This is a genomic window from Nannocystis pusilla, from assembly GCF_020073745.1.
In the GTDB taxonomy this organism is placed as follows: Bacteria; Myxococcota_A; Polyangia; order Nannocystales; family Nannocystaceae; genus Nannocystis; species Nannocystis radixulma.
Genome location: NZ_JAIRAU010000056.1, coordinates 32,209 through 47,550, shown reverse-complemented (window position 1 = coordinate 47,550; position 15,342 = coordinate 32,209). Strand labels below are relative to the sequence as shown.

At 71.9% G+C, this 15,342-nt stretch carries 10 protein-coding genes; 4 read left to right on the top strand and 6 right to left on the bottom strand.

Features of this window, described 5'->3' with window-relative positions; all coding sequences use genetic code 11:
• Positions 1-38 precede the first annotated feature (38 nt).
• The 3 genes from K7C98_RS45255 (at position 39) to K7C98_RS37955 (ending at position 3,904) form a co-directional block, all read left to right on the top strand.
• Positions 39-2,165, top strand: a complete 2,127-nt coding sequence (locus tag K7C98_RS45255) for a M1 family metallopeptidase (protein ID WP_224196787.1) — start codon at positions 39-41, stop codon at positions 2,163-2,165.
• Positions 2,162-2,938, top strand: coding sequence for a hypothetical protein (locus K7C98_RS37960; protein WP_224196786.1), 777 nt, complete (start codon positions 2,162-2,164; stop codon positions 2,936-2,938). The genes K7C98_RS45255 and K7C98_RS37960 overlap by 4 nt, the downstream gene beginning before the upstream one ends.
• A gap of 711 nt (positions 2,939-3,649) precedes the next feature.
• Entirely contained in the window at positions 3,650-3,904 is a 255-nt protein-coding gene (locus K7C98_RS37955; protein WP_224196785.1) for a hypothetical protein, read from the top strand.
• Positions 3,905-4,124: 220 nt separating this feature from the next.
• On the opposite strand, the gene K7C98_RS37950 is transcribed toward K7C98_RS37955, so the two are convergent.
• The 4 genes from K7C98_RS37950 to K7C98_RS37935 form a co-directional block, all read right to left on the bottom strand.
• Positions 4,125-5,372 carry an FG-GAP repeat protein gene (locus tag K7C98_RS37950; protein WP_224196784.1) on the bottom strand — a complete coding sequence of 416 codons (1,248 nt, stop codon included), beginning with the start codon at positions 5,370-5,372 and terminating at the stop codon, positions 4,125-4,127.
• A 237-nt stretch (positions 5,373-5,609) separates the two neighbouring features.
• Positions 5,610-8,726, bottom strand: a complete 3,117-nt coding sequence (locus K7C98_RS37945) for an efflux RND transporter permease subunit (RefSeq protein WP_224196783.1) — start codon at positions 8,724-8,726, stop codon at positions 5,610-5,612.
• Entirely contained in the window at positions 8,723-10,084 is a 1,362-nt protein-coding gene (locus K7C98_RS37940; RefSeq protein ID WP_224196782.1) for an efflux RND transporter periplasmic adaptor subunit, read from the bottom strand. The genes K7C98_RS37945 and K7C98_RS37940 overlap by 4 nt, the downstream gene beginning before the upstream one ends.
• Positions 10,085-10,224: 140 nt before the next feature.
• A complete protein-coding gene (locus tag K7C98_RS37935; protein WP_224196781.1) occupies positions 10,225-10,422 on the bottom strand; it encodes a hypothetical protein in 198 nt (65 codons plus the stop codon).
• Between the two features lie 413 nt (positions 10,423-10,835).
• Between K7C98_RS37935 and K7C98_RS37930 the strand changes: the two genes are divergently transcribed.
• Positions 10,836-12,242 carry a cytochrome P450 gene (locus tag K7C98_RS37930; RefSeq protein ID WP_224196780.1) on the top strand — a complete coding sequence of 469 codons (1,407 nt, stop codon included), beginning with the start codon at positions 10,836-10,838 and terminating at the stop codon, positions 12,240-12,242.
• A gap of 294 nt (positions 12,243-12,536) precedes the next feature.
• On the opposite strand, the gene K7C98_RS37925 is transcribed toward K7C98_RS37930, so the two are convergent.
• A complete protein-coding gene (locus K7C98_RS37925; RefSeq protein WP_224190927.1) occupies positions 12,537-13,916 on the bottom strand; it encodes an IS1182 family transposase in 1,380 nt (459 codons plus the stop codon).
• Between the two features lie 402 nt (positions 13,917-14,318).
• On the bottom strand, positions 14,319-15,311 hold the full coding sequence (locus tag K7C98_RS37920) for a hypothetical protein (protein ID WP_224196779.1): 993 nt from the start codon (positions 15,309-15,311) through the stop codon (positions 14,319-14,321).
• Positions 15,312-15,342 lie beyond the last annotated feature (31 nt).

Genomic DNA, 15,342 nt, shown 5'->3' with positions numbered 1-15,342 from the left:
CGAAACTCCGGTGGTACAGCCCTGGTCCGATGCTCGCAGTGGGCACTCGTCTCCTTCGCCGCGCCGCCGTCTGCGCCCTCGTCGGCGTCGTCGCGTGCGAACCTGCCGCGCCGCCGGAGCGGCAGGCGCCGGAGCCGAGCGAGCCGCTGCGACCGCCCGACGTCCGCGGCCCGATCCCCGACGGCATCAAGCTCGCCGACTACGTCCTCGACGCCAGCCTCGACGCCGAGAAGCACACCGTCAGCGGCACCGCCCGGATCACCTGGCGCAACAGCACCCGCTCGCCCGTCGACGCGCTGGTCCTCCACCTCTATATGAACGGCTTCCGCGCCGAGGACACCGCGTGGATGGCCGAGGCCCGCGGCGCCCACCGGGGCGCGCGCCAGAACAAGGGCGACGGCAAGTGGGGCTACATCGACGTCCGCGCCGCTCGCCTGCTCGCCCACGGGCCGACCGCCGACTTCAAGGCGCCCGAGCAGCGCGACGCCGCCGCGACCGCGCTCACCCTCGTCGAGGGCAGCGACCCCAGCCTCGGCCAGCTGGCCCTGCCGCAGGCGGTCGGCCCCGGCGAGGCCGTCACCGTCGAGCTCGACTTCTTCACCCAGCTGCCGCGGGTGTTCGCCCGCACCGGCTACGACGGCGACTTCCACATGGTCGGCCAGTGGTACCCCAAGCTCGCCGTGCGCCACGAGGACCGCTGGCAGGCCCACGTCTTCACCCTGCACAGCGAGTTCTACGCCGACTTCGGCGACTACGAGGTCCACCTGGATGTCCCCGAGGACATGGTCGTCGGGGCAACCGGCGTGCAGGTCGAGGCGCGCCCGCCCGAGAACGGGCGCAAGCGGCTCAGCTACCGCGCCGAGGCCGTGCACGACTTCGCGTGGGCGGCCTCGCCCGACTTCCTCGAGTACTCCGACATGTGGCGTGACGTCAGGATCCGCCAGCTCGTCCCGCGCGCGCTCGCGGGCGACGTCCAGCGCCACCTCGACGCCCAGGTCGCCGCGCTCGAGAGCATGGACGCGCGCTTCGGCCCCTACCCGTGGTCGACGATCACGATCGTCCACCCGCCCGAGTCGGCCGGCGGCGCCCAGGGCATGGAGTACCCGACCCTCTTCACCACCTCCGACATCCTGCGCCTGCCCCTGCCGCTGCGCCTGCTCGGCGTGCACGAGCTGCTCACCGGCGAGTTCACCACCATCCACGAATTCGGCCACCAGTACTTCCAGGGCCTGCTCGCCTCCGACGAGGCGACCCAGCCGTGGCTCGACGAGGGCATCAACTCGTTCTCCAACACCCTCGCGCTCGACGACTGGCTCGGCGCCGACGCCAGCATCGCCCGGATCGGCAACCAGCGCGTCTCGACCGTCGACATGATCCGCGTCGCCCTCGGCGCCGGCTCCGGGCTCGACCCCGTCGACCGCCCCGCCGAGGTGTACCGCGACTTCACCGGCACCTTCGGCGGCACCGTCTACCGCAAGACCGCCGCCGTGTTCCACACCCTGCGCGCGCTCGTCGGCCCCGAGAAGTTCGACCGCGCCTTCCGCATCTACTGCGACACCTGGCGCTTCCGCCACCCGACCGGCGACGACCTCGTCGCCGTGCTCCTGCGCGAATTGGGCGCAAAGGTCAGGATCTCCGAGACAGGTGCCGACGGACAGCCGATCGACCTCGACCTGCGCGACTACCTCGAGCAGGGCCTCAAGACCACCGCCGCGGTCGACTTCAAGGTGGCGCGGATCGCCAACAAGAGGGCCGTCGGCACCGGCGGCTGGCACCGCGGCCCGGACGGCGCGCTCGCGCTGGCCGAGGCCCCCGCGCCCGAGGACGAGGGCGACGAGCCCGACGAGGGCGCCGGCGAGGGCTTCGCCCTGATCGTCCGCGAGGGCGAGTTCCGCGTGCCGGTCGAGCTCGAGTTCGAGTTCAAGGACGGCGCGCGCGAGCGCCTGGTGTGGGACGGCCAGGCCCGCTACCGCGTGTTCACCTTCCCCGGCCGGCGCCTCGTCGCCGTCGCCGTCGACCCCGACGACAAGCTGCTGCTCGAGGGCGAGCGCCTCGACAACCACATGCGCGCGACCGGCCACTCCAAGCCCGACGGCATCAGCGACCCGGCGGCGCGCTTCGCCGAGGCCGCCGACCTCGCGCTGCTCGGAGGCCTCGGCCTGTGAACTCGCTGCGCCGCGTCACCCGCGTCCCCGGCCTGTGGCTCGGCCTGTGCGCGCTCCAGCTCGGCCTCGCGTGGTGCCTCGCCCAGCCGGTCGGCGCCGCCGTGCGCACCGCCATGAACGGCCGCGTGTGGACCCACCCGGACCGCCTGATCGCCGCCCTCGCCGAGCTGCTCGGCCAGAGCCCCGCGATCGTCGCCGTGTTCGTGGCCGCCACCGTCGCCAGCGGGCTCCTCGGCGCCGCGCTCGCGCTGCTCGTCCGCGGCGGCGTGCTCCTGCGCCTGCACGACGCCGGCGCGCTCGGCACCAGCGCCTGGGCCGAGTTCGGCCGCGCCAGCCTCGGCAACCTGCCGGTCCTGGCCCTGATCGGCCTCTACGGCGTGGTCCTGCGCCTGATCCTCACCTTCGTCGCCAACGCCCTGTCCGGCTCGCACGCCGTCGTCGAGCTGGTGGTGCTGATCGTCCTCCTGACCTTTGCGACCTGCGCCGGAGATCTCGCAGCGGCCCGCCGCGTGCTCCACGGCGAGCGCGGGGTCCACCCGCGCGAGTACCTGCGCGCGTGCGTCGACGTGGCCCGCAGCCCGCGCCTGTGGCTGGCCTCCGGCGCGCTCAGCCTGACCCGCTGGGCGGTCGCCGGCGCGATCATCCTGGTCGCCGTGCACGGCGTCGGCGAGGCCTGGTCGTCGTGGGCCGCCCGCGGCCTCGCCTGCGTCGCCATGTTCCTGGCGCTGTGGCGCGTCGCCGTGGCCGTCGAGGCCAGCCAGCCCCGCGCCTGAGCGCCGCGCGGGCACTGCCCCGAGGGACATGTGTTAAAAAGCATGCCCGTTCGGACCTGCTCGTTGAAGCATGTCCCTCGACGCATGCTCCAACGAGCATTCATCATACCCGCCGCCGCTGCTCGGCCGACGCGGCGACGCCGGCGACCGACGAGGATGACGAGGACGACGAGTGGCCCGCCGCCGGTCGACGCGACACGGCAGCCCCCCGCGGGCTCCGGCGGGTACGGGCTGCCGTCGTGCTCGTAGACGGGCGGACCGAGGCACCCTTCCCCCACGTCGTCGAAGCCCGCGAAGTCGGGGGTGCGCGACTCCTCGTGGGCGGCAGCCAGCTCGCCGCAGAACGGCGGCGCCAGGGCGACGCTCCCGTCGATCAGGCTGGTCGCGCCGACGACGATGCAGCGCTCGCCCACGGCCTCCGGCAGGTGGATGTCGTGCTCGACCGTCCACTCGGACCACCACGGCCATGCGTCGGGGTAGGCCTGCCAGTGGTTCATCCGCTCGAACGGCGCCCCGACCGCCGCGCCGTCCCACGGCGCGACCCATAGCCACGCACGCTCGACGTCGGCGGGCTCGAGGGTCGCGCGGACGCGGAAGCCCGGCACCACCTGCACGCGCGTCGGCAGGCACAGGCTCCGCGGCCCACAGCTGGTCGGCGCCTGCTCGCAGCAGACCCGCTCGTGCGCCTCGTGGTCCAGTTCCATCGCGACGATGTCCTGCACCCGCGGCGGCGACAGCGGAGCGGCCGGCGCGTCGACGACCACCACCGGGAAGCTCCACTCGATCGGGAAGCTCGCCATCAGCGTCGCGTGCGCCGTGTACTCGCCCGGGGCCAGGGGCGTCATCGGCCGCCACACCAGGACGATCTCGCCATGGTCGTCGAAGATGCTGTACGCGGCGTCGCCGAGCAACCGGTGGCTCAGCTCCCCGGCGATCATCTCGCCATCTGTCTCGGAGGACAGGTAGAGCGAGAACCGGGCGAGCGCGACCTCCGGCGCCTCGCCGCGGATGAAGGCGTCGAACGCGAGCACGCCGTCGCCGGCGATCTGTCGCGCCTCGCCGACCGTCTTGATCGTCAGACCGCGGTCGAGGTCGCTGCTCGAGCAGGCCCGCGCGGGCCGGGCCGAGGTCAGCGCCACGCCGGTGAACAGCGCCAGCAGACCGGCGCGACGCAAGATACGAAGATTCACCGCCGACGCCTCCGACGAGCGAGCAACCACACACCGCCCAACAGCCCGCCGGGGCCGCCGCCGGTGCGGCAGCCGCAGCCGGTGAGCGAATCCTCGGGAGACAGGCGCGCGACCTCGGGGAGCCCGTCGTCGATCGCGTGGACGTGGACGAGGCCGGATCGCTCGAACCCGGCACCGGCCTCGGGCACGCCGATGGCGAGCCAGCGCGAGTCGACCGCCAGCCCCTCGCCGAACACCGCGTACTCGTGGAGCTCGGAGGGGGCGCCGACAGCTCCGAACTCCTGCCATCCCTCGTCTTGCCGCTGCCACAGCACGACGTGTCGCCCCAGCTCGTCGTCGACCGCGGCGGCGATCAGGTCACCCGCGAGCGCCGGCCTGCCGACCAGGTCCGAGACCTCGGGGACGACGAGCTCGCCCTCCAGCGACCACGCGCCGTCGCGGTCGCGATGGACCGACACGCGCGACTCCTGGCGGTCGAGCACCAGCGCGACATCGCCGTCGACGACCACCTCGTCGATCGCGCCGGGCTCGACGACCGGCGACGGATCGGCGCGCCAGCTCGCGCCGTCGCGCCGATGCGCCGCGAACTCCCAGCCGGTGGACACGAGGAGCGTGCCGTCGCCGAGGGCGAGCGCCGCGAAGTCGGGCTCGGGCAGATCGATGCGGGCCTCCGCGTCCCAGGCGGCGCCGTGGCGGCGGAACACGTGCACCTGGGTCGCCAGCCGCGAACGCTCGCGCACCCGCCAGTCGCTGGCGACCGCGAGCGTATCCCCGACCAGCGCGACCGCCTGCCCGAAGCTGTCGCTGTCGGTGCCCTCGTCGCCGAGGCTGGCCGCCAGCTGCCAGTCGCCGCGCTCGTGCGTGTAGACGTACACCGCGCCGCGGCGCACGTCCGTGTTGCCGATGTAGCCGTCCTCGATCGTCGCGCCGACCACCAGCGTGTCGCCCGCGAGCGCGACGGACCGGCCGAAGTGCGCGCGCGCCGGCTCGTCGCCCGGGCTGTGCAGCTGCGCCGCGAGCCGCCATTCGCCGTCGTCGTGCTCGTAGACGTGGACCAGCCCGGCGTCGAAGCCCCCGGCGTTGGACCCGGGGACCGCGACCGCCAGCCGGTCGCCGTCGAGCGCCAGCGCCGCGCCGAACAGGTCGTTGGCATGACGGGAGCCCGGGTCGTCGGCCTCCCCCGCGCTCGCGCGAGCAGGCGCGAGCACCCAGGCGGCGACGAGGACGGCGGCGGACGGACGCACGACGCGACGAGCATCGCAGAACTCGCCCGCGACCGCGAGCCCCGCCCGCCCGTCCTGGGCTCCCCCGGTCCCGCGGCCACGCGCACGACCGCGCCGGGTGTCCGCCGCGGCTCGCCCGGGCCTTCACGCATGGGGCGGCTTACAAAACATGCTCCTTACGACATTCCCACAAAAACATGTACATTCGGACATTCCCTTCGGGACATGCTGCAATGGGCATGTCCCGAAGGCCACCTCTCAATCCTCCTCGTCGCCCGCGTACGGCCGCGGGGCCAGGCCGAGGTCGGCCAGCACCGCGTAGGCGGCGGGGATGACGATCAGCACCAGCACGGTCGACGCGGCCAGGCCGAACACGATCGACGCCGCCACCGGGACCAGCGACTGCGCGTGGCGGCTGGTCTCGAACATGATCGGGAACAGCCCGGCGATGGTCGTCGCCGACGTCAGCAGCACCGCGCGGAAGCGGTCGCGGCTGGCCTGCCCGGCCGCGGCCACCGGCGAGTCGCCGCGCAAGCGCGCCAAGTTGATGAACTCCATCAGCAGGATCGAGTCGTTGACCACCACCCCCGCGATGGCGATGAGGCCGAAGATGCTCTGCGAGCTGAGCGGCATGCCCAGCAGCAGGTGGCCCCACACCACCCCGACGAACGCGAACGGGATCGCCAGCATGACGATGAGCGGCGCCGCGAAGCTGCGGAACTGCAGGCTCAGCAGGGCGAACACCGCGAACAGCCCCATCATCATGCGCGTCAGCATCGAGTTCAGCGCCTCGGCCGACTGCTTGGCCGCCCCCCCGGCCGCCAGCCGGACCTCGGGGAACTCGCGCTCGATCTCCGGCGCCGCCTCGGCCATGAAGCGGCCCATCAGCTCCGACGCGTTGGCCTCCTCGGCCGACACGCTGCCCGTCACCGTCACCGTGCGCACGCTGTCGCGGCGGTTCAGGCGGGCGAAGCTGCTCGTCAGCTCGATGGTGGCGATCGACCCGAGCGGCATGTTCACGCCCGGCGCGACCGCGATCGGCAGCAGCTCGAGGTCGGCCATCGTGTCGCGGCCGCGGTGCTCGAGCTCGACGTAGAGCTCGTAGTCTTCGCCCTGGGTGTGGAACGTCTGCACCGACACCCCCGACAGCGCCGAGCGGACCTGCTGGGCCACCGCGCTGCCGGTCAGGCCGGTCGAGCCGGCGCCCGGCCGCAGGCGCACGCGCACCTGTTCGCTGCCCGGGTCGAGGTTGTCGCCGACGTCGAACACCCCCGGGTTCTGCATGAACCACGCCTGGATCCGCTGCGACACCTCCGTCGCGCGCCCCAGGTCCTCCGACTGGATCTCGACCTCGATCGCGTTGCCGGCCGGCCCGCCCCGCGTGCCCTCGGCGAACTTCGTCACCGCCGCGCTCGGCAGCGGCCCGGTCTCCGCGCGCCACGCCTTCGAGAACGCGTCGAGCGTGGTCGCGCGGCTCTCGATCCCCAGCAGGTCGACCGACACCGTCGCCAGGTGCGGCCCTGTCTCGTCGGTCACGTCGGCGTTGTAGTTGAAGCGCGCCGACACGTTGCGGACCAGCGGCTTCTGCTCCGGCTGCTCCGGCGTCAGCTTCTCGCTCACGCGCCAGGCGGCAGCGACCACGCGGTCGACCTCCTGCTGCGTGCGCTCGAGCGGCGCCCCCGGCGGCAGCGCCAGGCGGAACTCGGCGACATCGCCCTCCGCGGCCGGGAACGCCACGTAGCGCAGCCGCCCGCTCGACAGCATCCCGACCGACACGATCAGCGCCGCCACCGTCGCGCCGAGCACCGCCCAGCGGTTGCGCACCGCGAAGTCGACCGCCCCGCCGAGCCGGCGCTCGCGGAAGCGGGCGAACCCGGCGTCGAACCACGCGCGCGCCCGGCTCTTCTGGCGCGGGTCGATGTCGCGGAACGTGTGCGACAGGTGGTTCGGCAGGATGAAGAACGCCTCGACCAGGCTGACCGCCAGCACCGCCAGCAGCACCACCGGGATCACCTGCAGGACGCGGCCGATCCGGCCCTCGATGCCCATCAGTGGCACGAACACCGCGGCCGTCGTCAGGAACGACGACACCACCCCCGACGCGACCTCCTTGACCGAGTCGATCGCCGCGCGGACCGACGTCGCCCCGCGCTCGCGGTGGGCCGCGAAGTTCTCGGCCAGCACGATCGCGTCGTCCATCACCAGGCCGAGCGCGACCAGCATGCCCATCATCGTCATCATGTTGATGGTCTGGCCCAGCTGTCCCAAAAGCCAGAGCGAGCCGAGCACCGACACCGGCAGGCCGACCGCGACCCAGAACGCCAGGCGCACGTGGAAGAACAGCCACAGCGTGACGAACACCAGCAGGAGCCCCTGCCACGCGTTGGTGAACAGCAGCCCGATCTGGTCGGCCACCGCCGAGGCCACGTTCTGCGTCAGCGTCAGCTTCACGCCGGTCGGCTTGCGCAGCTCCTGATCGGCGAGGAACGCCTCGATCGCGCCCAGCACGTCGAGGCTGTCCTGCCAGGCCGTCTTGGTGATCCCGAGGGTGCACGCGCGCTCGCCGTTGAACTGCGTCTGCTCCTCCTCGATGGCGAACGTGTCCTCGATCTTCGCCACCTCGGCGAGGCGGATCTCCGCGCCCCCGGCCGCCCCCTTGACCACCAGCTCGGCCAGCGCCCCCACGTCCGTGCGCTTGTCGGAGTAGCGGACCAGGATGTCGCCGCCTGCGCGCTCGATCGTCCCGATCGGGCTGTCGACGCTCTGGGCCTGCACCGCCGCCGCGACGTCGGCCACCGACAGCCCGTGGCGGGCCAGCGCCGACTGCTTGAGCTGGATCAGGATCTGGTGGGTCGAGAAGCCCGCGATCGAGACCTGGGCGACGTGCTCGTCGCGCAGCAATTCGCGGCGCAGCTGCTCGCAGTAGAGCTTGAGGTCCTGGGCCGACATCGGCCCCGTGATCGCGATCGAGGCCACCGGCGCCCGGCGGGTCGCCGCCGCCACCGTCGGTGGGTCGAGGTCGGGCGGCAGGTCGCGCACCCCGTCGACGGCCGACTTCACGTCGGCGAGCACGTCGGCCAGCGGCACCGCGTCGTCGACATCGATCGTGATCGACGCCGAGCCCTCGCGCGCCTGCGACGTCATCTGCGCCACCCCGTCGAGCCCCGCGAGCGCCTCCTCGATGCTCTGGACCAGCGTCTCGTCGACGATCTCCGCGTCGGCGCCCGGGTACGAGGCCGAGATCCGGATCTGCGACGGCTCGAACTCCGGGTACGACTCGCGCCTGAGCCCGGGCAGCGCCACCAGGCCGAGGATCACGAGCACCAGCATCAACAAGTTTGCGGCCGTCGGGTGCCGCGCGAAATAGACGATCACGGCGCCTCCCCGCGGGCCGCCCGCGCCAGCGCGGCGGTGCCCTCGTCATCGACGCGCGGCGCCAGCAGCATCCCCGCCAGCGCCGGGACCAGGTCGGTCAGCACGATCTTGTCGCCGGCCTGCACCTCGCCGGTCACGCACACGAACTCCTCCTGCACCAGCGTCGCCTCGACCTTGCGCAGCTCGAGCTTGTCCTCCGCGCCGACCACGTGCAGCGTCCCGTCGTGGTAGGCTTCGCGCGGCACCGCCAGGCAGTCGGCGCGCGGCGGCCCGCGCAGCTCGACCTCGACGTACAGCCCGCGGTTGAGCCGCGGCCCCTGCGAGCCGGCCTCGCGCGCGTCGTCGACCTGGACCACCGCGATCATCATCCGCGTGTTCGGGTCGATGCCGCCGAAGCGGCGGAACTTGCCCTTCCAGCTGCGCTGCACGCCCTGGCCCTCCAGGCGCACGATCGCCTCGATCGCCTCGAGCCGCGACGGCGCCCCCGCCTCCGGCCTGGCCTCGTCCGGCTTGCGCGGCGGCAGCAGCGAGCCGAGGCTGCCGACCGGCACCTGCGCCGGGATCTCGAACACGTCGATGCCGTCGCCGACGATCAGCGCCTGCCCGCCGGTGACCACCTGCTGCAGCGCCGCGTTGACCTCGCGCAGGCGCATCGTGAACGGCGCCACGATCTCCGTCTTCGCCAGCGAGAGCCTGGTCGTCGCCACCCCCGCCTGTTGCTGCTCGAGCTGGGCCTCGAGCACGCGGCGGGTCGCCGGCAGCTCCCCGAGCGTGTTGCGGAACGTCTGCACCGTCTTCTCGGCCGTGATCACCGCCTTCTCGGCGACCTCGACGTCGGTCAGCGGCGCCGCTCCTTGCTCGTACAACGAGCGCACGCGGGCCAGCTCGCCGCGGGCCAGCTCGAGCGCGCGCTCGTCGATCTTCAGGTTCGACGCCGCGCTGGCCTCGCGCGCCTTGATCTCGGCGATCTGGGCCTTCACCGCCTTCACCACCGCCTCCGAGCGGCCCTGCTCGATCGCGTAGGTGCCGGGGTCGATCTTCAGCAGCACCGTCCCCTCCTGGACCACGCGGCCGACCTCGAGCCGGTCCGCCACCTCGACCACCGTGCCCGACACCTCCGCCAGCGCTTGCCACTCGCGCTGGGCCTCGACCGCGCCGTAGCCGAAAGTCCGCGGGATCACCTCGAGCGGCGCCAGCTCGAGCACGCGCACCGGCCGGCCTTGCTCGACCGCCGCGCGCTTGCGTGGGGCCGCGCGCGACGCTTGCTGCCAGGCGTACACGCCGGCCCCGACCAGGACGAAGGCGAGGAAGGTTGCGACGCTACGGATGAGGGGCTTGTCGTGAGTGGGTGTCGACATCGCGTCGAGCCGACTCTACACCGCGACCCCGATCCGCGATCCAGCAGGCGCCGCCGCCGCCGCCGAGATTACGATCCCGTTACAACATGTCCCGAGAAGCATGTATCGACATGCACCGACCGCGCGCCAGGTAGATTCCCCTACCTCTCCGCTCGGACCAGCGCGGAGAACTCGGCCCAGTGGTACACGTGCACGCCCGGGTCGTCGCGCCCCGCGTCGCGCGCCATCGCCCGCTCGAGGTCGACCACCGAGATCCCGCGGAACTTCCGCAGCGGCCCGGCACAGGCTCGTGCGGTGAAAGCCAGCACGATCAGCCGCGCCTCGAGCTCGCCTTTCATCTTCAGGTAGCAGGAGCGCGAGCCGGCGTCGGCGCGACCGCCCCGAGCGACGCGAATGACGACACGCCCTGCTCGCGACATCGATCTTCCACAGCTCCTCACGCGACCCCTTCGTCGCAGTCCGACGCCGAGGGTGCAGATCGCCGCGTGGTGGCCGGCGAGCAGCGCCCTGTACGAGCCGGCGTCCTCGACATCGACCGCGTGCTGCGTGAGCTTCGCCGCCGCCGGGGCGTCCGCGCCCACGCGGCGCCCGAGGCTCGTCCCGCCCGCGATCGCGGGCGACCGCACCAGCTCGGCGAGCGCCTGCCGTCTGCTGGATCGGTGCCAACATACACGGCGACGAGCGCCGGCGCGCCCGAGCTTTCGGCGTTCGCCGTGGCCGCCGGCGATCCCCCGTGCTAGACGGTGCGCCGATGTTTCACACGCTTCGAGACCGGTGGCAGGGGGCGATCGAGCCGATCGACAACCTCGTCAAGATCGCCAGGGACCCCTATCGATTCCTCGACGATCTCCGGCGCAAGAGCGGCGAGCTGGCCGAGCTGCGGATGGCCGGCATGCCCACGGTGCTGGTGTGCAGCGAGCCCGACGCCGTGCGCCAGCTGCTCACCGGCTCCTACGATCAATTGGAGCGGTTCGCCGGCGGCGTCGAGCTGTTCGTCGACCCGCTCGCGCTCATCCTCACCGACGACGAGCACCACCGCCAGCGGCGCAAGCTGCTGAACCCCGCCTTCAACGCCGAGAGCGTGCGCGCCTTCGGGCCGACCATGCTGGAGATCGCCGACGGCGTGCTCGACCAGCTGCCGCAGGGCACCACCTTCCCGATGGTCGGGCCGATGCAGGACATCACCATGCGCGTCATCCTGCGCTGCCTGTTCGGCGTCGCCGAGGGCCCGCGCTTCGAGGAGCTGCGCACCCTCGTCGTCGAGTACCTGCAGGGCGTGTTCGGCCCCGACATGCTCGCGCTCGGCGCAGCGCTCACGCCGACCCGGGCCCACGTCGCCCTGATGAAGCTCAGCCGGCGAGCCCGCGCCGTCGCGGTCGACGTCCCGTTCACCCCCTCGCGCCTGCCCGTGCAGCGGATCGCCGACCGCCTCGGCCGGATCCACGCCCTCCTCGAGGCGGAGATCGATCGCTGCCTCGCCGACGGCCCGGAGACCCGCAACGACGTGCTCGCGCTGATGCTGCGCGCCCGCTTCGCCGACGGCCAGCCGATGTCGCGCGAAGAGCTGCACGCCCAGCTGCTCATGCTCGTCATCGGCGGCTACGAGACCACCTCGCTGTCCTTGTGCTGGGCCGTGCACTGCCTCGTGAACCACCCCGAGGCGCTGGCCCGCGTGCGCGCCGAGGTCGAGCAGGTCATGCAGGGCGGCTTCGACCCCGCGCGCGTCCGCGACCTCAACTACCTCGGCGCCGCGATCGCCGAGGCGATGCGCCTCTACCCGATCGGCATCGGCGTGTCTCGCCGGCTGCGCAGGCCGATGCGCCTGCTCGGCCGCGACCTCGCGGCCGGCACGATCGTCATGCTCAGCGTCTACCTCATGCAGCGCCACCCCTCGCTGTGGAGCGAGCCCGACGCCTTCAAGCCGGAGCGCATGCTCGAGCGCCGGCCCTCGGCTACCGTGCACTTCCCGTTCGGCGGCGGCGTGTGGCGCTGCCTCGGCGCCGCCTTCGCCGAGCACGAGATGCGGATCGTGCTCGCCCGCCTGTTCACCCGCTTCAGCGTCAGCCCCGATCCCGACTTCAAGGTCCACGCCACGCAGAAGGGCATCACCGCCGGTCCGAGCGGCGGCTTGCCCGTGCGCGTCGCCCCGATCTCCTAGGAGCCTGCCTGAGAAAACGCGCGCCAGAAGGCGCGGGGCCGTGGAGATCTGGGTGACGGCGGGCACGGAGCGGCGGAGCGGGTCCCTCGCGACGGGGGGGCCCTCCCAGGCAACGTGCTCGGCGCCCGTGGGCTTCGATGGTGAGCTGTCGTTGAGAACAGGTTCATTCGTGCTTCGCGGACGATGACGCCTGCGCGCGGTTGCCTGCGGCCCCTCCCGCCTGCGTCCCACTCCGCCGCTCCGTGCCCGCCTGCGGAGAGCGTCGCCGGCCCCGCTTGTCGTCGTGCGGGAGGCTCACCGAGCGGCGGCGAGTGCGGCGCGACCGACTGCGGTCAGCAGTTTGCGCAAGTTGTGAGCGGTGCAGACGAGCCGCCATTCGAGCTGCACCTTCTTCATACCGCGCATGAGGAAGCGGCCGAAGCCGAGCGCGGCCTTGATTTGGCCGAAGACGGGCTCGACGACCTGCTTGCGCAGGTGATAGCGACTCCGATATCCGGCGCGGGCGAGTCGCATGCGCATGTCATGGGCACGTGTGCCGGGGAGCTGGCCGATGCGACCCTTCGCGCTCCCCTCGCTGTGCTTGATCCGTCCGGTGGCGATGTAGCCACGGACGTGTCGGCGACCGAGCTCGCGGAGATTCGCCTCCGAGCAATAGCCCGCGTCGGCCGACAGTTCACGCGCCTGCCTGCCCGTGTTCGCCTTGATCTGTGCGAGCATCGGTGCGAGCGCACGGACGTCGTTCTGCTCGGCGATCACCATCTCGGCGACGATCACCTGGGAGGCACTGTCGACGGCGGCCTGGGCGTTGTAGCCCTGCACGAAGCCGTCCTTGGTCATCATCAACTTGCTCTCGGGATCGGTGAAATTGCGCTGGGCCTTGTCCGAAGGTGTCCCATCAGCCATGTGGTGAGGTCGCGGCACAGTCGGTTCCGGCCGTTCCTCGTCGCGCGCCCTGGCCTCCTGGGCTGCGCGTCGGTCCCCGTCACGAGCAGCGGCCTCGGCGGCAGCCTCGGTCTCGAGCGCCGCCATCGCCGCACGGATCTTTGCCAGGCGCTCCTGCTTGCTCTGCACCCATGCCGGCATCTCGTCGCCGCGACCATCCGCGTGCCGATCGTCCTCGCTACGATCGAGGTCGTCGGCCTCAGCGAACCACCGCGCGACCTCGGCCGCGAGCTGCGGCTCGACCTCTTTCATCCGCGCGTAGCTCATCGCCTTGTGCTTCGAGGCGTTCGCCTTGATCTTCGTCCCGTCGAGCGCGACGTGTCCGAGCTTCACCAGTCCGGCTTTCTGGCACAGCCGGAGAACCTGGCCGAAGAGACCGCCGAGCGCCGGGAGATGCCGCCGGCGGAAGTCATTAACCGTGCGATGATCCGGCCGCTGACACGCAGTTACGGCCATGAAGTCAACTCGCTGCTCACACGCCTGCGCGATCTTCCGCGACGAGAACACGCCCTGCGAATAGGCGTACAGGAGCAGCGCAGTCATCATCGCAGGGTGAAACGGAGGCTGCCCGCGCTCCTCCGTGTACGCGCCGAAGATCTCCGACAGGTCGAGCGACTCCCGCACCAGATCCCGCACGAAGTGGGCGACGTGGCCCTCCGGCACGAGCTCGTGCACGGACGGCGGCAGGAGCTGGAGTTGGTCGATCTCCCACGGGCGGAATGTCTTGCTCATGCCGTCCTTCATGAAATACCTTCGCGCGAAATCGAGCTGTGAACATCGTTGATTCGTCGCGAGGATTCTCATGTCCTTCGAGACATCCGGGCGCATGGCCTGGGCGAATGAACCCGCACGGCGACAAGCGGGGCCGGCGACGCTCTCCGCAGGCGGGCACGGAGCGGCGGAGTGGGACGCAGGCGGGAGGGGCCGCAGGCAACCGCGCGCAGGCGCCATCGTCCGCGAAGCACGAACGAACCTGTCCTCAACGACAGCTCATCATCGAAGCCCAAGGGCGCCGAGCACGTTGCCTGGGAGGGCCCCGCCGTAGCGAGGGACCCGCTCCGCCGCTCCGTGCCCGCCGTCACCCAGATCTCCACGGCCCCGCGCCTTCGGCCACGCGATTTCCTGGACAGGCTCCTAGCGCTCGAAGCGGTGGCCGCAGTTCGCCGGCTTCATGGCGTCCTGCGGCGAGCCGAGCCACATGTCCTGAAGGACAAGTTGCTCGCCCTCGACCGTGAACGTGCCGACCCCCTCGACGTCGGCGGGCACGTAGTTGCCGGCATTCGGCACGATCTCGAGGTCGCCGGTGTCGAGGTCGTAGGTGTAGTCGGACCAGTAGTCGACGTAGATCTCGAACGGGATCCAGGTGACGTTGACCTCGCCCCAGGCGCGGAACCACAGCTCGCCGATCGGCTGCTCCGGCGCCACCTCGGGCCCGTCGTCGCACGGGATCTGCGCCACCTCGTGCCACAACCCCACCAGCGGGTTCGACGCCGGCGTGTACACGTACACCTCGGTCGTCAGCACCTTGCGCCCGTCCTCGACGTCGGCCGTCACCGTGTATTTGGTCCCCGGCACCGCGTCGGCGGCGATCGTCAGCATGCCCTCGGGCGAGATGGTCGCCCCTTCCCCCGGCTCGACGGAGTAGACCACGCACGCCTCGACCGGCTGCTTGAAGTAGCAGCACTCGATCGCCCCGACGTCCGTCGGCACGACGGTGCCCGGCTGCGTCTCGAAATTCGAGCCGAACACGTTGAAGCCGAGCGTCTGGATCACCTCCTCGGACAGCGGCGGCAGCCCGCACGTGCCGTCGGTGGTCGTGTCGGCCGTGGTGCCCGTCGTGTCGTCGCCGGTCGCCGTGCTCGTCGTGCTGGTCGCCGTGCTCGTCGTGTCCTCGCTCGTGCTCGTCGTGTCCTCGCTCGTGCTCGTCGTGTCCGCGCTGGTCGCCGTGCTCGTGGTCGGCCCCGAGGTCGGCCCCGTCGTGCCGGTGGTCGTCGTCGAGTCGTCGCTCGTCTCGGCCGTGGTCGTCGAGGTCTGGGGCTCCGTCGTCTCGGTGGCGCCGGTCTCCTGGCTCGGGCTCTGGCACGCGGTCGCCGCGAACGACGCGATAAGCATGGCAAGTCGCTTCATGGCGCCGAAGTTAGCACGCCAGATCGGGCGC